General features: G+C 37.2%; 18 protein-coding genes, 1 pseudogene and 1 other annotated feature. Of the genes and pseudogenes, 16 read left to right on the top strand and 3 right to left on the bottom strand.

Annotated elements, in window-relative coordinates:
- Positions 1 to 142 precede the first annotated feature (142 nt).
- The 8 genes and pseudogenes from O3642_RS01010 (at position 143) to rplL (ending at position 14,120) form a co-directional block, all read left to right on the top strand.
- A complete protein-coding gene (locus O3642_RS01010) occupies positions 143 to 8,410 on the top strand; it encodes a CshA/CshB family fibrillar adhesin-related protein (protein WP_371605186.1) in 8,268 nt (2,755 codons plus the stop codon).
- A gap of 145 nt (positions 8,411 to 8,555) precedes the next feature.
- On the top strand, positions 8,556 to 9,065 hold the full coding sequence (locus tag O3642_RS01015) for a dihydrofolate reductase (protein ID WP_371605187.1): 510 nt from the start codon (positions 8,556 to 8,558) through the stop codon (positions 9,063 to 9,065).
- Between the two features lie 208 nt (positions 9,066 to 9,273).
- Entirely contained in the window at positions 9,274 to 10,506 is a 1,233-nt protein-coding gene (gene clpX / locus O3642_RS01020; RefSeq protein ID WP_195327400.1) for an ATP-dependent Clp protease ATP-binding subunit ClpX, read from the top strand.
- Positions 10,507 to 10,517: 11 nt separating this feature from the next.
- Entirely contained in the window at positions 10,518 to 11,120 is a 603-nt protein-coding gene (yihA, locus tag O3642_RS01025) for a ribosome biogenesis GTP-binding protein YihA/YsxC (RefSeq protein ID WP_371605188.1), read from the top strand.
- 149 nt (positions 11,121 to 11,269) lie between these two features.
- Positions 11,270 to 11,974, top strand: a complete 705-nt coding sequence (locus O3642_RS01030; RefSeq protein ID WP_155126986.1) for a glucosaminidase domain-containing protein — start codon at positions 11,270 to 11,272, stop codon at positions 11,972 to 11,974.
- Positions 11,975 to 12,143: 169 nt separating this feature from the next.
- Positions 12,144 to 12,941: pseudogene (locus O3642_RS01035) on the top strand (formate/nitrite transporter family protein).
- A gap of 61 nt (positions 12,942 to 13,002) precedes the next feature.
- Positions 13,003 to 13,137, top strand: a sequence feature (ribosomal protein L10 leader region).
- A 38-nt stretch (positions 13,138 to 13,175) separates the two neighbouring features.
- Positions 13,176 to 13,676 carry a 50S ribosomal protein L10 gene (gene rplJ / locus O3642_RS01040; RefSeq protein ID WP_003001722.1) on the top strand — a complete coding sequence of 167 codons (501 nt, stop codon included), beginning with the start codon at positions 13,176 to 13,178 and terminating at the stop codon, positions 13,674 to 13,676.
- Positions 13,677 to 13,751: 75 nt separating this feature from the next.
- The gene (gene rplL, locus O3642_RS01045; RefSeq protein WP_155171911.1) at positions 13,752 to 14,120 is read left to right on the top strand and encodes a 50S ribosomal protein L7/L12; all 369 of its coding nucleotides are present in this window, start codon (positions 13,752 to 13,754) and stop codon (positions 14,118 to 14,120) included.
- Positions 14,121 to 14,500: 380 nt separating this feature from the next.
- Here the strand turns inward: rplL and O3642_RS01050 are convergent, their stop codons facing one another.
- Positions 14,501 to 16,729 (bottom strand): hypothetical protein, encoded by a 2,229-nt coding sequence (locus tag O3642_RS01050; protein ID WP_371605189.1) that lies wholly within the window; start codon positions 16,727 to 16,729, stop codon positions 14,501 to 14,503.
- Between the two features lie 224 nt (positions 16,730 to 16,953).
- On the opposite strand from O3642_RS01050, the gene O3642_RS01055 reads away from it, so the two are divergent.
- Entirely contained in the window at positions 16,954 to 17,271 is a 318-nt protein-coding gene (locus O3642_RS01055; RefSeq protein ID WP_371605190.1) for a hypothetical protein, read from the top strand.
- 161 nt (positions 17,272 to 17,432) lie between these two features.
- Positions 17,433 to 17,900 (top strand): hypothetical protein, encoded by a 468-nt coding sequence (locus O3642_RS01060; protein WP_371605191.1) that lies wholly within the window; start codon positions 17,433 to 17,435, stop codon positions 17,898 to 17,900.
- Here the strand turns inward: O3642_RS01060 and O3642_RS01065 are convergent.
- Complete coding sequence (locus O3642_RS01065) at positions 17,852 to 18,670, bottom strand: hypothetical protein (protein ID WP_371605192.1); 819 nt, start codon at positions 18,668 to 18,670, stop codon at positions 17,852 to 17,854. The two genes, O3642_RS01060 and O3642_RS01065, sit on opposite strands and share 49 nt — an antisense overlap.
- Before the next feature lie 960 nt (positions 18,671 to 19,630).
- Between O3642_RS01065 and O3642_RS01070 the strand changes: the two genes are divergently transcribed.
- The 4 genes from O3642_RS01070 to O3642_RS01085 are packed head-to-tail and all read left to right on the top strand — an operon-like array spanning position 19,631 to position 21,824.
- On the top strand, positions 19,631 to 20,548 hold the full coding sequence (locus O3642_RS01070) for an IS1595 family transposase (protein WP_371605193.1): 918 nt from the start codon (positions 19,631 to 19,633) through the stop codon (positions 20,546 to 20,548).
- Positions 20,538 to 20,996, top strand: coding sequence for a hypothetical protein (locus O3642_RS01075; protein WP_371605194.1), 459 nt, complete (start codon positions 20,538 to 20,540; stop codon positions 20,994 to 20,996). Before O3642_RS01070 ends, O3642_RS01075 begins: the two co-directional genes overlap by 11 nt.
- A complete protein-coding gene (locus tag O3642_RS01080; protein ID WP_371605195.1) occupies positions 20,996 to 21,283 on the top strand; it encodes a hypothetical protein in 288 nt (95 codons plus the stop codon). Before O3642_RS01075 ends, O3642_RS01080 begins: the two co-directional genes overlap by 1 nt.
- Positions 21,276 to 21,824 (top strand): DUF6036 family nucleotidyltransferase, encoded by a 549-nt coding sequence (locus O3642_RS01085; protein WP_371605196.1) that lies wholly within the window; start codon positions 21,276 to 21,278, stop codon positions 21,822 to 21,824. The genes O3642_RS01080 and O3642_RS01085 overlap by 8 nt, the downstream gene beginning before the upstream one ends.
- Positions 21,825 to 22,290: 466 nt before the next feature.
- Here O3642_RS01085 and O3642_RS01090 read toward each other — a convergent pair whose 3' ends face one another.
- A complete protein-coding gene (locus O3642_RS01090; RefSeq protein WP_214259338.1) occupies positions 22,291 to 23,256 on the bottom strand; it encodes a phage integrase N-terminal SAM-like domain-containing protein in 966 nt (321 codons plus the stop codon).
- A gap of 878 nt (positions 23,257 to 24,134) precedes the next feature.
- Here O3642_RS01090 and O3642_RS01095 point away from each other — a divergent pair.
- On the top strand, positions 24,135 to 25,472 hold the full coding sequence (locus O3642_RS01095) for a hypothetical protein (protein ID WP_371605197.1): 1,338 nt from the start codon (positions 24,135 to 24,137) through the stop codon (positions 25,470 to 25,472).
- A 17-nt stretch (positions 25,473 to 25,489) separates the two neighbouring features.
- Positions 25,490 to 26,440, top strand: coding sequence for a helix-turn-helix transcriptional regulator (locus O3642_RS01100; protein ID WP_371605198.1), 951 nt, complete (start codon positions 25,490 to 25,492; stop codon positions 26,438 to 26,440).
- Positions 26,441 to 26,457: the final 17 nt, after the last annotated feature.

Consider the following 26,457-nt stretch of genomic DNA (forward strand, 5'->3'; position numbering starts at 1 on the left):
TTTTAGCTAAAAATTTTTACTCATTTTTGAGTCAAAATGTTTTGAAAATCGTTCGGATTTTGTTAAAATAGATAAGGTTTGGAAAAAACTAAACAATTTTAAAAAGAATGTTAATTTATAGATAAATATGGAGGTCCATTAGATGGGGAAAGACTTATTTAATGATCGTATTAGCAGATTCTCAATTCGTAAATTGAATGTGGGTGTTTGCTCAGTACTTTTGGGGACACTTGTCATGGTTGGGACAGCCGCAAGTGCAGCCGCAGAAGAAAAGACAGATACGACAAGTGAAAATGTAGCAGCAGTTGCAACAGCGTCGGAAGCGCCCGCAACTTCAACAGCTACTTCAGCAGCATCAACTGCCGCAACAACTAGTACAGCAGCTACAACTTATGATGCAAACGCAGCAATCACTGCACCAGAGACTTCAACTGCTGCAGCAACATCAACAGCACCTGCTTCAACTAGTGAAGCAAGTAGCACAAGCACAGCAGCATCCGCTGCCTCAACTGCACCGGAAACATCAACAGCTGCAACTCCAAAATTAGAAGCAGCTACGCCAGTAAACAAGGCGCCAGAAGCAGCTGCAACAGATAAGAAAGAAGAAGTGGCTGCTGGTGTCGTAGCACCAGCCTCAGAAAACAATGCTGTGACAGCAGAGACTTCTGGTCCTAAGCGTCGTAATCGTCGTGCTCTTGGTGACCCAAATGATCCAAGCTTGATCGGGGATGACGTTGAAGACGCAACTTCAACTCCGAAAGTTGAAAAACCTGGCTTTACAACAAATGTAAATGCTGCAGACCTTGCTAGTCAAATCTCCTGGTTGGACTTTGGCGATACAGCCAACTGGACAGGGACTACTACAACATCAAAAGGGGAACTTGCTCTCCAAGTCGGCGCGACCTACACCAAGGAAATCATGCCTGGCTATGTTGTAACCATCAAGGTAAAATCTTTGAAGCCTTTCCAAGCGACAGAAATATACAAAAAACGCCTTGAAGAACGAGGAGCAACAGAAGCTGAAAAAGCGACCTATGACCCCAATGCTAGAAATGGTTATGTGAATGGAAATGCAAATCCGTTTACCTTGGCGGAATTTAATGCCGGTGAAGAAGCTAAGGTTATTGCCGAGCCTCAAAACCGTTGGACTGAAATTAAAAGCGAGGGGATTGATACTGGTACAACTAAGAAAACTACTATTAGTTCAGAATTAACCGGCGGGAACATTGGGATCCAGTTTGAAGTTTCTGCGACCTTCCGTGGCAAAGCCGTCAAACCTGCCATTGTCATGGCAGATGGTGAGTCAGCTAACCCTGGTGAATTGGTTCTGTTTACCACCAATGGAGAAGGATGGAAACATATAGGGGAATGGAAAAAATCGACTAGAAGATATAATGTAAACTACATTCCACAAGATACAGACAATTTATTTGGTTCAAATCCTACCACCAAAATAAACGGTATGAATTTCGGTAGAACTAATCTTGACCAACTTCGTAGAACAACTCAAGTTGGACCAGACAAAAAAGAGGTCGCTTGGAAGTATTTTGGAAGTGCCGATTTAACAACTGGAGGTCTCGGTACAGGTGTCTTCGGTCCAAATATTTCTGCAAGTGATGTTGCTGTTCCTCTTGTTATGACAAAGGGAGCTTCTGAAATCGGTCTTTACATTGCTTCAGGTGGTAAACAATCTGCTATGGTTGGATTTTTCCCGCTTGATGAAGGAGATGCGCCTGAATCATACGGTAAGGCGATTCATTCGATTGCAACTGTAGATGGAATTACAGGTAAAAAAGTATCTCAACCTTATCTAGGTCACTTAAGCCCTGATATGGATGAAAACAATACGCTTGATTGGACTGGTGATGACAAGGCGACCACTGCGGATGAAGGCATCGACCAATTGCTTCCAAATGATCTCAAAGGAAAAACCAATGAGCTGATCAAGATGGACCGGACACGTCCAGGTAATTACACGATTTCAGTGGAAGCTCATACGGATGGAGCAGCAGAAGCTAACATCTATGGTTGGATAGATTTCAACCAAAACGGAACCTTCGATGAAGATGAACGTTCTGATTTAACAACTATTACCCAAGATGGAACGGCTACGTTAAGCTTTACAAAGAGTAAAACCTATATTGATCCTAGTGTCAATGAATTGGGTGTTCGGATTCGTATCGCTAAGAATGCTAAAGAAATTGAAAGTCCAACAGGTATGGCCTTGTCAGGGGAAGTTGAGGACTTCAAGACTCAAATCACCCACCCACCAAAAGGAGAATTCAAAGAAACAAGTGGTCTTCAAGGGGCGAAGCAAACTGCAACTGTAGCCTTTACTGCTCGAGGTTTGCAAGGGTATAGCCTGACAGAAGCAGCGAAAATTGATGAAACAGTAGCTCCACAAATGATAGATAACCGTACAGGGCAAGTCGTAACACCTGGTGCAGATGGCTACTATGCTGTAGCTGGTCAAGGGAAGTACAAGATCACTTCAAACGGAACATCTGTGGATGTTGAGTTCATTCCCGAAGATCACTTCCTTGGAACAGCTGACGGTATCTCTATCCGTCGTACAGACAGCAATGGCTACGATACGGGTTGGTCAACAAAATTCCCAGCCGATGAAGCCAATGTCGATACTGCCATCAATACTATGGACGGTCTATACATCCCAACAGTTACACCAACGGAAATTGAAGGGGTAGATAAGACTTCATCAGATGTCCAAGGTGCGACTCAAACTGGTACACCTACCTTTAACACAACTACAACGAATGCTAATGGCGAAAAGATCTCTGTCACTCCAAGCTTGGAATACCCTGCTAAATTGGTGGACCCAGCGACTGGTCAAGTAACCAATGCAACCTCTGTAACAGTAGCGGGCGAAGGAACTTACAGCATTGATGATGCTACTGGTAAAGTAACCTTTGTTCCAGAACCAGGATTCACAGGTACAGCTCAAGGTGTTACCGTATCTGTAACAGCTCCTGTCGGAAAAGATAAAGACGGTACCGTCCGTGATGAATACCTTAAGACAGCAAGCGCTAAATACACACCAACGGTTACTCCAATCACAGTGACTCCTACAGACAAGGTTTCTGAGAATGTTCAAAATGTTCCTCAAACACAAACACCAACCTTTGATTTGAGTAATGATAAGACTGCTGAAATCACTAGCAAGAAACTGGTAGATCCAGCAACTGGTCAACCAACTGATGAAACAACAGTGACAGTAGCAGGTGAAGGTAGCTATACTATCGACCCAACGACTGGAGCAGTAACATTTACGCCAGAAAAAGACTTTGTCGGTACTGCAAAAGGAGTAACTGTTCAGGCAACTGCTACTATTACAAATGCTAATGGTAAGACTGCAACCATTACTTCAGATGCGACCTACACACCAACTGTTGTGCCAGCAGTTCCAACTGCAAACCCTGCAACTTCTAAAGATGTTCAAGGTGCAACTCAAACCGGTACACCAACCTTTGCAGGAACAACTGTTCAAGTAAACGGTGAAGATAAAGCTATTACCATTAAAGACAATAGCTACACATTGCTAGATAAAGATGGTAACGAAGTTTCAACGACACCAGCTTATGCTGCTGATGGTACGACTGAAATCGGTACTTACTCAATCGATCCTACAACTGGTCAAGTGACCTTCACACCGACTGATAAATCTTACACTGGTGCAGTGACACCAGCCAAGGTTCAAGCTGAAAGTTCTAACGGTATCAAGGTAGATACAACCTACACACCTGAAATCGTTCCTGTCACACCGACAGCAACACCAGCTGAAACAGAAGATATCCAAGGTGCTACTCAAACAGGTAAACCTGAATTCAAGGGTGGAACAGTAACTGTTGATGGTGTTGAGAAGACTGTTGAAATCAATGAAGACGTTCCAGCAAAATTCGACGACGGCTCAACAACTAAGACCGTTGAAGGTGTTGGTACTTACACAGTAGCAGCAGATGGAACTGTGACATTTGTTCCTGAGAAATCATTTGTCGGAACTGCACCAGCCGTGACCGTTGTCCGCGAAGATAAGAACGGAAGCAAAGCTTCTGCAACATACACACCAACTGTATTACCTGTGACTCCAACTGCAACTCCAGCAGAAACAACTGACATTCAAGGTGCAACTCAAAAAGGTAAACCTGAATTCAAGGGTGGAACCGTAACAGTTGATGGCGTTGAGAAAACAGTAGAAATCAATGAAGATGTTCCAGCAACATTTGACGATGGTTCAACTACCAAGACAGTAGAAGGCGTTGGTACTTACACAGTAGCAGCAGACGGAACTGTAACCTTTGTTCCTGAAAAATCATTCACAGGTAAAGCACCTGCCGTAACGGTTGTTCGTGAAGATAAGAACGGAACCAAAGCTTCTGCAACTTATACACCAACTGTAACTCCTGTCACACCGACAGCGACACCAGTTGAAACAACAGGTAAGCAAGGTCAAACCCAAACAGGTAAGCCTGTATTTACTGAAGGCAACAGCCGTGTGCCAATGAACGATGATGTTCCAGCAACCTTCGATGATGGTTCAACAACTAAGACAGTTGATGGCGTTGGTACTTACACAGTAGCAGCAGACGGAACTGTAACCTTTGTTCCTGAAAAATCATTCACAGGTAAAGCACCAGCCGTAACAGTTGTTCGTGAAGATAAGAACGGAACTAAAGCTTCTGCAACTTACACACCAACTGTAACTCCAGTAACTCCAACTGCAACACCAGCTGAATCTACTGGACCTCAAGGTCTTGTTCAAACTGGCACTGTAACCTTCACTGAAGGTGATGAAGTAGCTCCAATTAACAAGGATTCGATTACTCTTCTTGATGAAAATGGTCAACCAGCAGCATCAGTAGAAGCGAAATCACCAGCAGGTGATGTGATCGGTACATACACAGTTGATAAAGACACAGGTGTAGTTACTTTCACACCAACAGATAAATCTTATTCAGGTGATGTTGTCCCAGTTAAGGTTCAAGCAGCTGATGCAAATGGAACAACAGTTGAAACAACTTATACACCGAAGATTACTCCAGTTGTTCCAACTTCTGAAGATGCTACATCGACAGATATTCAAGGTCAAACACAATCTGGTAAACCAACCTTCACCGAAGGAAATCCAAATGTTCCAATCGATGAAGATACTCCAGCGACCTTCGAAGATGGTTCAACCACTAAGACAGTAGATGGCGAAGGAACTTACACTGTTTCTCCAGATGGAACCGTAACCTTCGTTCCAGAAAAATCATTCACTGGAACTGCTTCAGGCGTAACAGTGAAACGGGTGGATAAGAACGGTACTGAAATCACAGCCAAGTACACACCAACTGTGACACCAGTAACTCCAACAGCTACACCAGCTGAAACAACTGATATCCAAGGTGCGACTCAAACTGGTAAACCTAAATTCACCGAAGGCGACAGCCGTGTGCCTATGAACGATGATGTTCCAGCAACCTTCGATGATGGATCAACTACGAAGACTGTAGATGGTGTTGGTACTTACACAGTAGCAGCAGACGGTACAGTAACCTTCGTACCAGAAAAATCATTCGTTGGAACTGCACCAGCCGTAACAGTGGTTCGTGAAGATAAGAACGGAACAAAAGCTTCTGCGACATATACACCAACCGTAACACCAGTTACACCAACTGCAGAAGATACAACATCTACTGACAAACAAGGTCAAACGCAAACAGGTACTCCAACCTTCACACCAGGTAATCCAAATGTCCCAATGGATGATGATACACCTGCAACCTTTGAAGATGGCTCAACAACCAAGACAATTCCAGGTGAAGGTACTTACACTGTTGCTCCAGACGGAACCGTAACATTTGTTCCAGAAAAATCATTCACAGGAGAAGGTACAGGCGTAACGGTGAAACGTGTCGATAAGAACGGTACTCCAGTTACTGCTAAGTACACACCAACTGTGACACCGGTAACACCAACAGCAAGTCCAGCTGAATCAGAAGCTCCTCAAGGTGTGGTTCAAACTGGAACTGTAACCTTCACTGAAGGTGACCCAGTTGCACCAATCGACAAGGATACCATTACTCTTCTAGACGAAAATGGTCAGCCAGCAGAATCTGTAGTTGCTAAATCACCAGCAGGTGATGTGATCGGTACCTTCACTGTTGATAAAGAAACAGGTGTTGTGACCTTCACACCAACGGATAAATCTTACTCAGGTGATGTTGTTCCAGTTAAGGTTCAAGGTAAAGATACAAACGGAACAGTTGCTGAGACAACTTACACACCGAAGATCACTCCAGTTGTACCAACTGCTGATCCTGCAACATCGACAGATATCCAAGGTAAAACACAAACAGGTACACCAAGCTTCACACCTGGTAACCCTGCAATCCCAATGGATGATGATGTACCAGCTACCTTTGAAGATGGTTCAACAACAAAAGTTATTCCAGGAGAAGGAACTTACACAGTTGCTCCGGACGGAACCGTAACCTTCGTACCAGAAAAATCATTCACAGGAACAGGTACAGGCGTAACAGTGAAACGTGTTGATAAGAACGGTACTCCAGTTACTGCAACTTACACACCAACTGTAACACCTGTTACACCAACTGCAACTTCAGCAGTATCTACTGATGTGCAAGGTGCAACACAAACTGGTAAACCTGTATTTACTGAAGGTGACAGCCGTGTACCAATGAACGATGATGTTCCAGCAACATTTGACGATGGTTCAACTACGAAGACAGTTGAAGGTGTTGGTACTTATACTGTAGCCCCAGACGGAACAGTGACATTTGTACCTGAAAAATCATTCGTCGGAACTGCACCAGCTGTAACTGTGGTTCGTGAAGATAAGAACGGAACAAAAGCTTCCGCAACTTACACACCAACCGTAACGCCTGTTACACCAACTGCAAGTCCAGCAGTATCTACTGATGTGCAAGGTGCAACTCAAACAGGTAAACCTGTATTTACTGAAGGCGACAGCCGTGTACCAATGAACGACGATGTTCCAGCAACATTTGACGATGGTTCAACTACGAAGACAGTTGAAGGTGTTGGTACTTACACAGTAGCCCCAGACGGAACAGTGACATTTGTACCAGAGAAATCATTTGTTGGAACTGCACCAGCAGTGACAGTGGTTCGTGAAGATAAGAACGGAACAAAAGCTTCCGCAACTTACACACCAACCGTAACGCCTGTTACACCAACAGCTGATCCTGCAACATCTACAGATATCCAAGGTCAAACCCAAACAGGTAAACCAAGCTTCACGCCTGGTAACCCAAGTGTACCAATGGATGATGATGTGCCTGCAACCTTTGAAGATGGATCAACTACTAAAGTTATTCCAGGAGAAGGAACTTACACCGTTTCTCCAGACGGAACCGTAACCTTTGTACCAGAAAAATCATTCACAGGAACAGGTACAGGCGTAACCGTGAAACGTGTTGATAAGAACGGTACACCAATAACCGCTACTTACACACCAACAGTAACACCAGTTACACCAACTGCAGAATCAGTTACTTCAATTGGTAAGAAGGGTCAAACCCAAACAGGCAAACCAACCTTCACAGAAGGTGATAGCCGTGTACCAATGAATGACAAAGTTCCAGCAACATTTGAAGATGGTTCAACTACGAAGACAATTCCAGGTGTTGGTACATACACTGTAGCAGCAGACGGAACCGTAACCTTCACACCAGAACCTGAATTCACTGGAACTGCACCAGCTGTAACAGTGGTTCGCGAAGATGTGAACGGAACCAAAGCTTCTGCAACTTACACACCAACTGTCCTTCCAATCACTAAGTTTGTTGATAAAGAAGGTAAGGAAATCCCAGGATATCCTGCAGTTGATGGAGAAGAACCAAAAGCTGAAATTCCAGGTTACCGCTTTGTGGAAACGAAGAAATTGCCTAATGGTGATACTGAACACGTCTATGAAAAAGTTACAACTTCATACGTAGACGAAAATGGTGTTCCTATCCCAGGTAACCCTACAGAAGATGGGGAACAACCGAAGAAAGATATCCCAGGTTATGACTTTGTGAAGACTATTGTAGATAAAGATGGAAACATTCAACATATCTACAAGAAGACTGTGACACCAACTCCAACACCGGATCCAACTCCGACACCAGAGCCACAACCACAGCCTACTCCACAGCCACAACCAACACCAGAACCACAACCAACTCCACAACCAAAACCAGAAGAACCAACGATTCCTGTCATTCCAGAAACGAAAGAAGAAGTGAAGTATATCGATCCACAAAATCCAACTGCACAACTTCCAAACACAGGAACAAAAGAATCTTCTACTGCTGGTCTTGCAATCTTTAGTGCTTTAGCAGGTCTGTCATTATTCGGATTTGCAAAACGCAAAAAAGAAGACTAAGCTAACTTGTGGCTAAGAAAAACCGCGAAAATCTCGCGGTTTTTCTGTTTGTATTTGAAAAAATATCCTCCAAACTAGATAGTTGAAATCAGTCTTTTATAAGAAAATTTGATAAAATAGAAGTATCAGTGTAAAGGATGAGAGAATGAAAAAGATTATTGGTATCTGGGCTCAAACTGAAAATGGCATTATTGGAAAGTACCAAGTCATGCCTTGGTATCTGCCAGCTGAGCTTCAGCATTTCAAAGAAACAACCATGGGACAAGCGATTCTTATGGGAAGAGTGACCTTTGATGGTATGAAAAAACGGGTTTTACCAGGTCGGACTAGCATTATCTTAACGCAAGATCAAGCCTATGATCCTGAAAATGATGCTGTACTCGTCATGCACAGCAAGGAAGAAGTCTTGGAGTGGTATCAGAACCAAGAGAAGAATCTTTATATTATTGGAGGCAGTCAGATTTTAAGGCTCTTCTCTGACCAGTTAGAAGAATTGATCCAGACCATGATTCATGCAACGATTGATGGAGATACATTGGCACCAACATTTGAAGAGAGCCACTATGAAAGAGTCCGTCAAGTCTATCATCCGAAAGATGAGAAGAATCCATATGATTTTACGGTCAACTATTATAAGAGAAAGGATTTAGACTAATGGAGCGAAGTGTCTTTGGTTTTTTTACAGCTGTCCTATGTGTCATCTGTTTGATTTGCGCCTTACAAACCTTTCGTAAAAAACGGTTCGGCCTCGCTATTTTATTCTTACTAAATGCTTTTACCAATCTTGTGAATTCTATTCACGCCTTTTACATGACCTTATTTTAAACTAAATAGAAACAGAAAATGACAGAAAGAGGAAATACATGCCAACGAATCAAAACAATGATATGATGGTTTATTGCTCATTTTGCGGAAAGAGTCAAGATGAAGTCCAAAAAATCATTGCAGGAAACAATGCGTTTATCTGTAATGAATGTGTAGAGTTAGCTCAAGAAATCATCCGCGAGGAGCTTGCTGAAGAAGTACTTGCTGACCTTAGCGAAGTTCCAAAACCAATCGAATTGCTCAATATCTTGAACCACTACGTCATCGGTCAAGATCGGGCTAAACGTGCCCTTGCTGTAGCGGTATACAACCACTACAAACGCATTAACTTCCACGATACACGCGAAGATGAGACGGATGTTGAATTGCAAAAATCAAACATCCTCATGATTGGACCTACTGGTTCAGGAAAGACCTTCTTGGCCCAAACTTTGGCTCGTAGCCTGAATGTTCCATTTGCTATTGCAGATGCAACAGCTTTAACTGAAGCCGGTTATGTGGGTGAAGACGTTGAAAATATTCTCTTAAAACTTCTTCAGGCAGCGGATTTCAATATTGAGCGTGCAGAACGTGGCATTATTTATGTCGATGAAATCGATAAGATTGCTAAGAAAAGTGAAAATGTCTCGATCACACGTGACGTTTCTGGTGAAGGGGTGCAACAAGCTCTCTTGAAGATCATCGAAGGAACCGTCGCTAGTGTGCCACCTCAAGGGGGACGTAAACACCCTCAACAAGAGATGATCCAAGTGGATACCAAGAACATCCTCTTTATCGTAGGGGGGGCTTTTGATGGGATCGAAGAAATTGTTAAGCAACGTCTCGGTGAAAAGGTCATCGGTTTCGGTAAAAACAATAAAGCCATCGATGAATCCAGCTCTTACATGCAAGAAATCATTGCAGAAGATATTCAAAAATTTGGAATTATCCCAGAATTGATTGGTCGTCTTCCAGTCTTTGCAGCTCTTGAACAATTGACAGTTGAGGATCTTGTCCGTATCCTAAAAGAGCCACGCAATGCCTTGGTAAAACAATACCAAACCTTGCTTTCTTATGACAATGTTGAATTGGAATTCGATGATGAAGCTCTTCAAGAGATTGCGAATAAAGCTATCGAAAGAAAGACTGGAGCTCGTGGTCTTCGTTCGATTATCGAAGAAACCATGATGGATGTCATGTTTGAAATTCCAAGTCAAGAAGATGTCAAACTTGTACGAATCACAAAAGAAGCTGTTGACGGAATAGAAAAACCAGTTCTTGAAACAGCATAGAAAGATTAAATATGGAAATTAACACACATAATGCGGATATCCTCTTAAGCGCTGCAAATAAGAGTCATTATCCTCAAGATGAGATTCCAGAAGTTGCACTTGCCGGTCGATCAAATGTCGGCAAGTCTTCTTTTATTAATACTCTCTTAAATCGAAAGAACCTGGCCAGAACATCTGGCAAACCAGGAAAAACCCAATTGCTAAATTTCTTCAATATCGATGACAAACTCCGTTTGGTAGACGTACCTGGTTATGGCTATGCACGTGTCTCTAAAAAAGAGCGCGAGAAGTGGGGACGGATGATTGAAGAATACCTCACCAGTCGTGAGAACTTAAAAGCAGTCGTTAGCCTAGTCGATTTTCGTCATGAACCTTCTGCAGATGATGTTCAGATGTATGAATTCTTAAAATATTATGAGATCCCTGTGATCTTAGTATCGACCAAGGCAGATAAGATTCCACGTGGAAAATGGAACAAACATGAATCCATCATTAAGAAAAAATTAGATTTTGATCCAGCAGACACTTTTATTGTCTTTTCTTCGGTAACCAAGGAAGGACTAGAAAAGTCATGGGATGCTATTTTGGAAAATGCATTTTACGAAATAAATTGAAATGACATGAAAATGTCATTTTTGTTTTGGATTTATCTCGCAATTGTAATACAAGTGTAATATAAGTGGCTTTGTTTTCTTCTATTTATATGGTATAATCTCAATAAAGATAAAAGATGATAAAAAATTAATTGGAGATAAATTGTATTATGAGAAAGAAAATACGGAATAAAACGAAATTATTTGGTTTGTTCGTTTCTGTATTAGCAGTGGGGACATTTGCCGCTGCTATGAGCGAGCACGTAACATCAGTTGGTGCTAATGATGGAACTTACCAAGCATACTCAGACCCAACTGAAGCTTTCATCTCACAAATTGGTGAGTCAGCTCGTCAGCTTGGTCAAGAGAATGATCTTTATGCTTCCGTTATGATTGCACAAGCGATCTTGGAAAGTGGATCAGGACAGTCTGGTTTGGCTTCTTATCCACATTACAACCTTTTTGGGATTAAAGGAAGTTATGCTGGGCAATCTGCAGTGATGCAAACTTGGGAAGATGATGGTGCTGGAAATGCGTATACGATTAATGATGCTTTCCGTTCATACCCATCTTACTATGAATCATTGCAAGACTATGTAGCAGTTTTGAAACAAGGACATTTTGCAGGTGCTTGGAAGAGTAACACATCAAGTTATCAAGACGCAACAGCAGCTTTGACAGGTGTTTATGCGACAGATACTAGCTACTACGCAAAGCTCAATCATATCATTGAAACCTATAATTTGACTCAATATGATTCACCAAATGTTCAGGGTGGTATCACTGGTTCGGTATACAATCCATATCGTCAACAGTTCACTTCACAAGAAATCTTGAATTTGGATATCGCTTGGGCTAACCGTTTAAATTATTAAAAGTAAAGCAGGCAGATGCCTGTTTTTTTGTTTGGTTTTTACTACATTCGTACATTCGATATAAAACGTATATATTGTGAATTTTAAGAATTCTTCCTGAAAACCTTTTCAAACTATTTTGTCTATGATATAATGATTTTATTCACAAACATTACATAAGGAGAATATTATGTCTGAATCTAGTTTTATTCAAAAAGTGGGAGCAGCGTGTAATAAGAAAGAGGATCTTTATCAGAAATCTAAAACTCGCTATGCAGTTCGCTCTATTTTTGCTGGAGGATTTCTTACTTTAAGTACGGCGGTCGGAGCGGTTGCAGCTGACTTATTAAATACCTTTGTACCTGGAACGGGTCGTTTCCTATTTCCATTCATCTTTGCCTGAGGGTTGGTTTACCTCTTATTCTTAAATGCGGAATTAACCACCTCAAATATGATGTATTTGACGGCGGGAACCTATCTAAAGAAAATTCACTGGAAGAAAGCTTTGGAGATTCTTCTTTATTGTACCTTCTTTAATTTAATTGGTGCTTTAATCGTAGCTTTTCTGTTCAATCAAACCACTGCCTTTGCTCATATCGATCCAAAAGGATTCCTAGCCACGGTGGCAGAAAATAAACTCCAACGGAGCAATCAAGTGGTTTTCTTTGAAGGTGTCATTGCCAATATCTTTGTAAATATTGCTATTCTTTCTTATCTATATTTCAAAGATGAAACAGCGAAAGTGCTCTTAGCCCTATCTGCTATTTATATGTTTGTCTTTATGACCAATGAACACTTGGCGGCTAATTTTGCTTCTTTCTCATTATTAAGCTTTAATTCAGTATCTAGTCAATTGCCACATTTTGAATTTTTAAATATTTTACGTCACTATGGTGTTACCTTCTTTGCCAACTGGGTAGGAGGAGGAGTCCTAATGGGACTAGCCTATGCTTGGTTGAATAATATCAAGAGTCTTTACAACGACTAAAAAATATAAAAAAAGTTTGCAAAAGTACTTGCATTCTTTTTTTATATGTGATAAACTATTTTACGGTTTGAAAAAACTGCCTAAGACAGTAGGGGAGCTCGACTCATAAAAATCCTACCGAGGACAAAACGTATCAATTAAAAGAAGCGTATTGTACTTTCGTGTCTAGGTTTGGGCGCGTTTTTCTTTTGGAAAAATTCCCCAAGCAAAATAATTACGGAGGTGAACACACTAATGAGTGAAGCAATTATTGCTAAAAAAGCGGAACTAGTTGACGTAGTAGCTGAAAAAATGAAAGCTGCTGCATCAATCGTCGTTGTAGATTCTCGCGGTTTGACAGTTGAGCAAGATACAGTTCTCCGTCGCAACCTTCGCGGAAGCGAAGTTGAGTTTAAAGTTATTAAAAACTCAATCTTGCGTCGTGCAGCTGAAAAAGCTGGTCTTGAAGATCTTGCATCTGTATTCGTTGGACCTTCTGCAGTAGCATTTTCTAACGAAGATGTTATCGCACCTGCGAAAATTTTGAACGATTTTGCTAAAGACGCTGAAGCACTTGAAATCAAAGGTGGTGCAATCGAAGGCGCTGTCGCATCTAAAGAAGAGATTCTTGCACTTGCAACTCTTCCAAACCGCGAAGGACTTCTTTCTATGCTCCTTTCTGTACTTCAAGCGCCAGTGCGCAACGTTGCTCTTGCAGTCAAAGCGGTTGCAGACAACAAAGAAGACGCAGCTTAATCTTAAGCTACGCAGCGTAGCCTAGCTACAAAAAAATAAAAACATAAAATTAAAACTTATTTGGAGGAAATAACAATGGCATTGAACATTGAAAACATTATTGCTGAAATTAAAGAAGCTTCAATCCTTGAATTGAACGACCTTGTAAAAGCTATCGAAGAAGAATTTGGTGTAACTGCAGCTGCTCCTGTAGCTGTTGCTGCAGCTGGTGCTGCTGACGCTGGTGCTGCTAAAGATTCATTCGATATCGAATTGACATCTGCAGGCGACAAGAAAGTCGGCGTTATCAAAGTTGTACGTGAAATCACTGGTCTTGGTCTTAAAGAAGCTAAAGAACTTGTTGATGGTGCACCTGGTGTCATCAAAGAAGGTGTTGCAGCTGCTGAAGCTGAAGAAATCAAAGCTAAATTGGAAGAAGCTGGAGCTTCAGTTACTCTTAAATAATCGAGTAACGCAAATTGAATGCGAAAGCCTAGTATATTAAGGTTAAGAATTGCTTAAGGTGATTTAAATTTTAAATAGGGGAGTTATTCCCCACCAAATCCCCGCCAAGTTAGATCTTGGCGGGGATTTTTTTCTACAACAAAATAGACACTATTATTCTTTTGTTAGTTTTATGATATGCAGAAATTATAGTGCTATTTTAACCTAAATTCAATCATTGCATTCAACTGGTTGCATAAGCCCACCACACCCACGCTAAACCAAGATCAGTAGCTTGAATAATATTTTTGGGAACTATATACAAGTTTACACCAATCACAAGATGTAGTACTTCAACAATATCGAAAAAAGACGATTTCCGTTTAGAAATCGTCTTTTCACTATTTCAATAGTTCATACTCAAATAGTTTACTTTCAAGCTCATTTTCGTAGTAATCAGATAACCTTGTTTTAAGCTCTTTTAGTTTAGTGTTAACTTTTTCATTATTGAAAATCTTTTTACCGTTACCATCTTTGTATGATGTATTTATATCCAATTCAATTTGATAAGTGCCATAATTGTATTTTGGATTATATTCTTGAGTATTTTTAGCTAGTTCAAGTAATTCATCGAAGACACCTAGCAACATTAAGTCAGATCTATCAAGTTTTCCATATTTTTCTTGTTCGACCAATTCTTTACGGACTAGAGAGTTCTCATCTAGGCACATTTCGTTATTGTAAAACCTCCCATCAGAGCCATCAAAGCTCAAACAATGATTTTTTTGAGAGATACAAGTCCATAATGTAGCTTTTCTAAGAAAATCTGTATCCTCTTTATACAAATCCCCTTTATCAGCAGTTGTATAGTAAACATCTCTCTCATACCAGTTTTTCTGCGGATATTGTTTAGCGACAAATAAAGCTGTCTGCTCCGCGTAATTATTGACTCTGACTTGACTACCTCGACCATGGTATATTGCAATTCTAGTCATTCGTATATCCTGTGGGGTAATGCCAAAACCACTGGCTTCTATCACTGCCAAAATATTATCGTTATAAATAGGCTTTCCATAATTTTTCAACGGAACTTCTTTACCATCATAACCAGTAGCTATTTTGGATAATGCGTCTGATTTAAGCTTCTTTGAGTAATACTCTCCAAGCGTTTTGTAAACTTTTTTTATGCTTACCCTTTCAACCTCTTTGAGAACGGCATCTTCTGGGACATCAATGACTGCAACCCCTTTTCCAGTCCCCCATTTTTTATCATCTTTCCAAATTTCTTTAGCAGATACAGTAATACTTTCAGTTTCTGTATCTTGATTGTTTTTCCAAAGTGCAACTAAGACAGAGCTTTCTTGTGCTTTGAAGTTCCCTCTGTTTGCTAGAAAACCATCAACAAAGACTTTTTTCATCAGACCAACTGATTTCCAATACTTAACAGGAGCAAACAAAATATAATAGTCATTTTCATCTCTCATAAAATATTTTTCAAATGACCAAACGAATTGATTGAGTAAGTCTTTAGCATGATTACTATCACCAGTAAATTCATCAGACATCAATTTTCTTATGTAGCTGAATTTTTCTTTTGATTTAATATTTCCTTCTTGAGCACGAGCTAATTCGCTAGAATAAGGGGGATTTTCATAACCAATAATCGCAACATTTTTGTCATCTATGATTTCTTGTAAGGTATTATGTTTTCCATCTGTTTCCATTGGAATTGTCAAAAAATCTTTTGCCAAGGCATCTCCACCTGTTACTAAGTTTCCCATGCCTGCTTGTACCATTGTAAGCAGTGGGATAATGGCTCTCACCTTTCCAATGTATTTGTTATATAAAACAAGCCATTCTTTGATTTCATAAGTATTCAAGACAACATGGCTTAACTCTTCTTCGGTTAAATAATGCTCTAATGCCCCTGTGCCAGCACATCTATCCAAAATAACATAGTCCATACCTTTAGGAAGACTACCAATAGCTTGGCGAACAAGTTTTGTAGCTTCTTTAACATAAGGTAACGGTGTATAAAACGCTCCTAGGTCTTTTCTGTTTACAGGGTCATTCAAGGCGTCCATCACGGCATCAAAATCTGTTTCGTCTCCATTCCAAGGTAAGATATAGTTCTCAACTATGGAATTAGATGGATTTTTAAGCATTTCAAACATTTGGGATTTAGTTGCGGATTTATCGTAATGATAAATATAATTTGCCCAACCTAAGACATTTGGAAAATTTATATCAAATTTTTGATAGACTTCCACATTGAACAGGTCTTTTAGTGCTTTATTTTTAGGATTGTTTGGTTGAAATACTGTAAAATCAAACTCATTTTCAGGCTTTGTAGCATTTTTAAGCGTTACTTGTTTAACATCTTTAGAAGCACTATTTGTATAATCTTGCTCAATTTCAGAACGATATTGGGTGGCATCATAAACGTAAGCATGGTCTTTACTAATATCAATTAAGACAATTTTACTAGGTATTGGAATACCACCTTTGTTTCTCAACTTAGAAAGATAATGAACAGCTTGTACGAGAACAATATTAAGGTCTGCAATATTATTCTTAAACTCAAATAAAGTACCTTTTACAATACCGTCTGTATTCTCTGTTAGTACCAAAACTAAAAGTTTATGTACAATTGACTTAACATGAACTAAACCATTGATATAACTGAATTAGAAACATAAAGTACCTTCTTTAAAAAGTGTACTTTATTTTTGTTTTGTACATTATTTTAGGAAGTGAATAATGTACATTTTAGTTCTATATTTATCTGATTAAATCATGTAAAAGCCGTGTTATAATTTAGGAAAGGAAAATTATACTTTTAGGAGGACAACATATGAGCAGTAGTGATAAATATACAGTAGAGTTAAAGCCTTCAGAATTAGATATTAAACAAGCTTACCTTGACTACCCTAAATTAAAGAATTTGCTAGAAAATTCTTTAGATGATGATGGTGGATTCTACATTCTGAATAACAATAAGATGTTTGATGATGATAAATGGCCTAGTATTTGTCAGCATAAAGTTATTTTGGACGAAAAACAAAATATTGAAATTAAAACAATAAAGGTATTGTTGTCTAAACGGTTTAATAATAACAAAGATAATTCTGAATCTTCCAAGACCCATAAGGAAAAAAAGGGAAGTATTTAGACTGGAGCACTAAACCTGATAATGCCTATGGCAAACAACAAATAGACATTGATTGTTCAGTGCATTCAAGTGAGGATATTTTTAATCGAGGACATTTAATAGCAGATTCAATTATTGCTTATTGTGACGAATTTGATTACCGTAAACGGGAAAACCTCGTTATGATCACTAATTGGTGCAATCGAGCTAATACTAAGCACAAAACTGGAAAAGCTTGTGGTATGTTCTATTTTGAGAATGTTATACTTAATACATTAGAAAAAGGAATTGATGTTGAATATAGAGTTACGCCTATCTTTAAAAAGAATTCAGAAGGGGCAGAGCAAGAATTTGAATACCTTCCTAGAGGTGTTATTTTAGAAGCTAAAACGCCAAATAAAGAAGCGTTTGAAGTAGAAGAAGATGATGTTATCATGAATGAATTTAATGTCTTTATCCCAAATGCTCAAAAAGGTTTAGACATCAATTATAAAACAGGTTCAATAAAAGCCAATTCATCCTTAACTGAAGCAAATGTAAGCCCTGCCGACCCCATTAAAAAATTATCTAAACATATAAACAGAAGGAAAATCCTTCTGTTTTATTTTTTCATTTCTTCAATTAATCGCTCAATTTTTTCTGTCACATGATTTCCAGATACATCTAAAATGCATTCTGGTTTGATTGACGGATTTTGCCAACTTGTTACATGATAGCGTTCTTTATAGTCTTTCAGTTCTGGGATAGCTTTATGCCACAAAGATTGGCCTCTTAGCAAAACAATCACAACATCATCATTTTTGTCTTCGATTCTTTCTTTTAGAACCTCAAAGACAAATTTTTGGGATGGCAAGTAATCTTTGTTTGCTAATTTTTCACATTTTTTATCAAGAAAAAGGGAGTAATAAGGGAAGAAGTCTATAATTGCAATATTTTTTGTGAAGAATTCGTCTAGTTTATCATTTAATTCTGTTTCTTTTTCACCAAATTCTTCTGGACTATTCAACTTCAATTCGTTCAGCCTAATTTTTTCAGAAACCTCTTCTGGAAACCAGACTTTAAATTTGTCGCTCCAGTATTTTCCACGTTTTTCTAAAGAAAGGTCAAAAGCATGGAATTTTGCGCTTGGAGTTAGTTTTAGATTGTTTTCGACAATATCTTCATATCCATTTGTATGTAAATATTGATCAAGATAATCATCGTCGTATCTTGGGTTATTCGATAGAAAGATTACTTTTGCTTTTAGAATATTTCCGATAAATTGTTGCGACATCATGTTGAAATGCAATTTATGCTCTTCTTTTGGAACGTATCTTTTATTATCTAAAAATTCTTCAATATAAGGCTTATCTGATTCTGCTACAATAAACCTTTCTCCAGAACGATCACCTTTGTAGATTTTTTTCCATGGGTTTTTCATTCTTAATCCTCTTCTTTCTTTTTTTACATTTCTATTATATAATATTTCGTAATTTTATGTCATACTTTCTTCAGTAACTTCTATGTTTTTAAGTGTTTTAAACTAAAAGTTTATGTACAATTGACTAAACAAGACTTAAACCATTGATACAACTGAATTAGAAGCATAAAGTACATTCTTTAAAAAGTGTACTTTATTTTTGTTTTGTACATTATTCTGGAGTGGTATTTTGCAAGAACACTTTGTACAGTTTAAAAAAATATAGATAAATAAAAACACTCTAAATTTCATTAAATTGATATTAGAGTGTTTTTTTATTGTCAAAATGTACATTTGAAATATTTTTAGTTTTCACTTAAATAAAGTACATTTTCACCTGAATTGAGAGTAGTAAAAAATTCCAGTGTTCACTTAAATAAAGTACATAATTGAGTATAATTGGCTTAAAAATTTTTTTGGTTATATTGTTTCCTTTTCTTCAAAGCCAAATGTTCTCCAAAAAAACAGATTGTCAGCCCTTTCGTTTCCAGATTGCCAACTTCTATCAATAGCTAGAGGAGTCATTTTACACCTCCAACAATAAACTCATTGAGTTGAGGAACAACAGAAAAGACTTCTCCACAAAAACGTGAAAAAGCCTGTTTTAGTGCTTGACAAAAAACACGTCCGATTACATAATCAGCGTGAGCTGTGAGCTGTGAGCTGTGAGCTGTGAGCTGTGAGCTGTGAGCTGTGAGCTGTGAGCTGTGAGCTGTGAGCTGTGAGCTGTGAGCTGTGAGCTGTGAGCTGTGAGCTGTGAGCTGTGAGCTGTGATTGCGTTCATAATACTCAATTTCCTTTATGTTTTGATACTTCTATTATATCAAAATTTTTGTATTTTGTATAGTAGAAGTTTACACTTTTATTGACAGATACTCTTTGATTCGGTATAATACACTTAAGAAGTGAGGAGTAACAGTTATGAAGTTTGAATTTAAATCATTATTCGATTTACAATCTACTTTTCCTGACGAACAGTCATGTATAGACCATTTAGAAAATATGATTTGGGGTGATGTGATTGTCAGTCCTTTTGATGCTACTTCAAAAGTGTATAAATGCAAAGGTAATAAATATCGTTGCAAGAATACAGGAAAATACTTCAATGTCAAAACTGGCACTCTTTTTGATAATACTAAGATTGAACTGCGTAAATGGTTCATTGCAATTTGGCTTGTAACTTCCCATAAAAAAGGCATTTCGTCTGTGCAACTATCAAAAGACATAGGTGTTACGCAAAAAACAGCTTGGTTTATGCTGGAACGTATTCGCAAATGCTTTGGTACTGAAAATGGCAATGGTCTTGATGATGTTGTAGAAGTTGATGAAACCTATATTGGCGGTAAAAACAAGAACCGCCATAATTCTAAGAAAGTCAAAAACGCACAAGGACGTTCTTTGAAAGATAAATCTGCTGTAGTAGGTATGGTACAACGCCAAGGAAAAGTCAATGCTCATCATGTGCCAGATACAAAGACAAAAACATTGACCGAGCAAATCGTTAAATATGTCAAAGAGACTGCTCAACTTTACACAGACGAATGGCTGGGTTATAATAAAGTGGCTAAGAAGTATCAACATAACTTTGTAAATCACGGTGCTCGTGAATATGTACAAGGCGATGTTTATACTAACACGATTGAAGGCTTTTGGGCTGGATTGAAACGTGGCGTTTTAGGAATTTATCATTCATGGTCTAAGAAATATCTTCAAGACTATGTAGATGAATTTGTTTTCCGTTACAATACTCGTGATTATTCGGATAGTCAGCGTTTTAATTTCTTACTTTCAAATGCCTGTGTCCGTACTAAATATAGGGAGCTGATTTATGGCTACTAATACACTAAATGATTTACATTTTGAATTGGAAAGGTCTATTTCTCGAAGAGTTGATAGTAAACTAATTGGGTATCAGGTTAGTCTTTCTGATAGATTTTATGACAAGTATACGAAATTCTGGAATAAGAAGTACAGTTTTGATTTTGTTACTAACCATCGTTCTTTTTACGCTCAACTAACAAAGACTTGTGTCTACGATGCGTTGAAAGAAAGCCTCAAAAAAGTAGATAAAAAAGCAATTGCTAAACACATGGTAGAGCTAGAAGCCTTGATTGATGTCGCAGAGAATAAAGAGGAGTTTCAAAACTTTTTTGAGAAAAAGTATAGTCTCAAATTCCCTGATTTGAATGACTGCGTTTATCCAAAGAAAAAAGAACTATCTGATTTTGATAAGAAACTTTGGATAGCAATGCACTATAACTCTAGAGAAGATAAGGGAGACGAATAATGACAACATGGTATGATTACATGGTAAGAGCCAGCGAACATGCTGGAAGTGATGGCGATTTATGGTTTCGCTATCTTTATAAGGTTATTCAAGACGACGATACAAAATTGACTAATGATGACGTGGAAAGGTTGTTGAAAAATCCTATCTTGACACCTTTCCAAAAGGCAACTCTTCAAGATGCCTTGACAGACGGCACATATACAAGAGAACACGTTTTACAAGCAAATCGTAAAAGTCAACCAAAAGATATTCTGAAGCTATTTAGAGAGGGGAATTATGGATAAGAAAATCTTATTTGAAGCTCTCAATACTGAATTAACTAAGGAAAACATTGAACTTGAAATTATCTGCGTTGGTGGCTTCGTCCTTGAGTATTATAATCTCCGAGGAACGCAAGATGTCGATGCCTTTTATCAAGAAGATACTAAAATTAGAAGCATTATTGAGAAAGTTGGAAATGATTTCGGAGTGAACGAGCCTGAAGAACTGTGGTTAAACAATAACGTTGCCAATATGAATAGAATACCGCCACGCTCTATCTGTGAGAAGGCATATAGCTATTCAAACCTGACTGTCCTTGTTCCGACACTTTCTTACATTCTCGGAATGAAACTAGAAAGCGGACGAGATAGAGACAGGCAGGATGCTGGGGACATTATTAAGCTGGTTAAAATCCGTTCCATAAAAGATGTTATTCACAAGCTCAAAGAATACGGTTTTCAACCAGACATTTCACTGATATTGGAAGTCTTTGAAATTGCCTATGGTATGGAATGGTTGGCAGAGTATATGAGAGAACACTCTAAAGAATTTAGACATTATTAAAAGACGATTTCCATTCAAAAGGAAGTCGCCTTTTTTGATATTATCGGAAATACTATATCTTGTGGTTGGTGTAAACTGGTATATAGTTCCCATATTTTTTTGCATAGTAATTAAATTATGATGAAGTGCAAAATCAATGTATTCATCTAACTGATTTCCTTTATCAGCATAGCCTTCTTTAATTAATTTAGAGATTGACTCAGGTAAACTCACGTAATCTAAAAAGCTAGTGAAATAGGTTTCTGTTATTAGTTTTTAACGAATTTCAAAATTTGAGCCTTTGAATTCTCTTTGCAAAAGATTTTTAATTGACATTCTTTTACTCCTTTAAAATTATATTATGTCTGAAGAATGTGTTAAAACTGTTAGCTATACAACAGTCTATATTTTGAGTATGCCATAAAAACGCCGAAAAACTGTTTTTTTCCGTTTTTTTTCTTCATTTTTTAGTCGAAAATGAAATACTTTAAAGAATATAGTTGGTAACTGTAACGGATAGACGCCAGTGGGAAAGATGGAAGACCGAGACAGCCATCAAGGCTAAACGATTATATTTTGTAGGCAGGGCTGAATTTAAGGCTTTTTTATAGTTTGATCCACGAATTTTATAAGGTTCATCTCTTAGTTCATTAATGAAGTTTTTCTTTTGTTTCTCAAATTTCTTTAATGATTTATCCCTTAAATTTTGGTGACCAACCTCCCAACGTTCTATTAAAAAATTTTTTAAATTCACCTTGAAATTTGGATTATCTTGGAGTTTCTTCAAGTAGAAGTAATAACACTCTCTTGCATGTTGAGCTCGCATCCCATGTAGATTGATTAGATTATTCATTTCCACATCTGTAAAGATATAATCATCCTCTTGTTTATTTTTAAAAGTATCGAGGACTACTGGAACATCTTGAGGAAGAATAAGTTGAGGTTGAAATTTTCCTCCCTTCCCACGCTGAACTAAAACATAGTAATTTCCATTATTATCTTTTCGAATATCTTTTCCTTTTAATTTTTTTAATTCGGATCTACGAATCCCAACTGCCCGCTGAAAATTAACCAGCCGAGAGAAGCGAGAGTCTGTTTCTTGATGTTTACCTTGTGAGTTTTTTGATTTTACACGACCTCGGATAATTTTGTCACTGGAACGCTTGTCTTTTCTAATTCTATTCATGTTGATATCAACTGCTTTGCAGATAGGTGCTAAATAAGTATGGATGGTAGCAACAGAGTATTGTTTTGGATCATCATTTAGATCTAGTTGGTATAGTTGAATTACTTCTTCAGTAATATCTGATTTTTTCTTAATATTGTGTTCTTTAGCCCACTTTGTGAAGCGAGTAATTGCTCTTTTATAGCTTGTCCTCGTTCGATTGTTTGTGATATTTTTTGAAGCTGCAATAAATAAATCGTGCTTGAGGGAGTTTCTTTTTCTTGGCATTATACATTCCTTTCTAAAATAAATACATATTATTGTTAAACTGCCTCCCACCCTTTTTTAATAAGCTGGGTATGCTTTTGATACTTCCCATCGAGGCTAACTCTTGAAGTTTAATGTTTGCGATAGATTTTCAGTACTCACCGTAATCTATGTTTGGAAGGATCATAAAGATGTCATTGCTTGTTCGAGCTTATAAAACTTTTCTATTTTACTTTTTTTATTACATTATTTTTTTACTTTGGTAAACTAGTTATTTTTTTAGTTTTTACTTTTATTTTCACCTTTTTTATTTTACCTTAAACACGTTTTTCTTTACTTTTTATCTACTAAATGGTTATTCTTTACTTCATGTTATTCAGTAGAGAATAACCATTTAGATTTTCTTTCTTTTTTTCTTAGTTTTTTCCTTTGCAATGACTAGCATATGAGAAATAAGTACGTTAACCGTGCCCAGTAACAAACTTTCTCACCATATGACTAATGGCTCTACTTACTCAATTTAATTTACAATAATAGTATGCCATTTTTTTATAAAAATAAAAAAAAGAAAAACCCACTCGTTTTGAACGGCAACCCAAAAGATAGACAGTAAAAATTTAACTTTTGGGGTCAGTACATCCATAGGTGGATAGTTTTTTTCATTTTTCATAACATATTCTAGATATTCAATATTAAATTTAAGATGGTATAATCCATGCATTCTATGTTTTCATCTTGTAGATTCAATAGTTCGTTTAGGTGATGTATAATATAACAAATTGCTTTTCTGATATTTTCTTTATAAAATTTTCAGCATGGACATAATTTGTCCACTAAATGTGTTAAAATATAATTATTAAATAAAATAATATCAAAATCAAACATAGGAGAATTATATTATGGATAAGCAAATAAAAGTAGAAGAAAAATTAACAAAAGAAGAAAGAGATATTTTAGAAAGAAATTTAGAGATATTTTTTGCGGCTATAGTCAAGAGCCCTGATACAAAGGGTTTCGATATAGAAGACATAGAAAATAAAGAGAGTTTTTTAAAAAAGTTTAGTCCTTGGCATCAACGAGCAGGTATAGATTTAATTGATAAATTCGTAAATGCTGTTTATGATCCTGATTCTAATAAGGATTTTTCTTGGTTAGATATTTTAGATGCTGATGAGAGATGGAAAGAATTTGAAGATGATAAGTTAAAAAAAGAAATAAAAGAAAATAAACAGAAATATACGAATATGAGATATCAAATACCAGAACATTGTCATGGAGATATTGACAAAGCTATAATTTTTCATTGTATGGAAAATCCAAGAGGTTATGTCAGTGATAGTTTATGGGGAAAGAAAAAAGAATCTGCGTTATTTCTAAAAGATTATTATAAAAAAACAGCTGATAATAGGGAGGAAAATAATAGAAATGAAAACATTGAGGAGATTATAAAGGAACGATATAAATTAGAGCATAGATATAAATTAGAAAAGATTGATAGTGAGTTTGTAAAAAAAGTTATTTTTAGTGAGTTTGTAAAAAAAGTTATTTTTAGTGAGGAGAGTGCGCTAGAAAGTGATTTTAATCATATGTTTAACATCTTTACTAAAGAAGATTTTGAAAAAGAATATAGTTTTTCGAAACGTAGCAAAGATTTAATTGAATTTTATTTTTTAAAAAATTTCTATTATCAGCTAATACAAGACAAAAAAGTGCCAAATATTAAGGAGCTAGAGGGGAAGAGAGAGCAAGTTGAAAAGTTTAGTAAACAATTCTGTAATTTGGAAATCTATCCTTTTTCTGGATCTAATCCATCTTTAAAATCAGGAGAAATTGGATACAAGTTTATTAATTATTCAGATTTATCACGATTAGGAATCTATATCATATTAAGAAGAGTATATTTATATCTAATAAATAAAAAAGAAAACGAGAAGGAGCAAAACCCTATATTTGTACTTCGTAAGTATGATACGGCATGGAAAAACTTGTTTGAAAAAATATTTAAAGAAGTAAAAGGAAAAAATCAAAGTTTTGATAACGAGTTAGTTCTAAGTTTGCTAGAAAAAGGTTTCTTTTATTGTCAAACAGGACGACAAGGAGGGGGGATAACAGATGGTAATGTTATCTCAGTTCCTAATTTTAGAGCAGTTAATAGAAAGAATTCTAAAGAATTCAAAAAAACTAAACTTAATGACTTTAATAGTATTAAATCGTTACTTACTAAAGTGGAAAGATAGTTAAGTGGTGAATAATGATGAACTCTCAAGAGCGACTACTAACAATTTTTCTTCGTTTACAAGCAGGTGAAAGACTGTCAAAAGCAAGATTATCTACAGAGTTTGGTGTTGATCCCAAATCAATTCAAAGAGATATAAGTAGATTGAAAGGAACACTCGAAGAAAAATCTCATTTAGGCTTAGAGATTGTATTCGATTCTTTAGACAATACTTACCGTTTGATTGGCAAAACAATCTTTAATAAAAAGGATATTTTAGTAATCTCAAAAATCCTTTTGGAGAATCGTGCACTAAACAAATCAGAACTTAATTCATTACTCGAAGGCCTTCTAGCTTTACTCTCAATTGAAGAAAAAAAAGAGGTAATTTCCATTATTAGCAGTGAGCGTTTTAACTATAAGTCACTGACTAATGATAGGGACAGAATTGACACGATTTGGAAATTATCGGAAGCTATTCGTAGGGAACGAATGCTCGAAATAGAATATAAAGCCCCTTTAAAAGATGCCAAAAGCCATATTATTTTTCCTGTTTCTCTCTATTATGATGCCCACTATTTTTATCTGGTTGCCTACCATTTGAAACACGAGAATTATACAACGTTTCGAGTTGATAGAATTGAGAGACTTAGTGAATCATATGTAAAGAAACCAGAGATTTCTTATGGACGGAAGTATCGTGATGGGGATGTACGAAATCAAAAGGTGGACGCTTTCGAGGGAGACAAAATTAATGTAAAATTACGTTATACAGGGATCCAGGAAATTGTCTTTGATCAATTTCCAAATCACGAAATTATTTCATGTGATAAGGGAGATATGATCGTTCAAATTGAAACTCAGGATACACCAGGACTTAAGAGATGGATTTTGGGACAAGAAGATGAAATCACAGTATTATATCCTCAAAGTTTAGCTGATAGTATACAAAATTCCCTAGAAAAAATGTTAAAAAATTATAAAAAATAAAAAGACATGGACATATT

The organism is Streptococcus sp. 27098_8_66 (genome assembly GCF_041431945.1).
Lineage (GTDB): Bacteria > Bacillota > Bacilli > Lactobacillales > Streptococcaceae > Streptococcus > Streptococcus dentalis.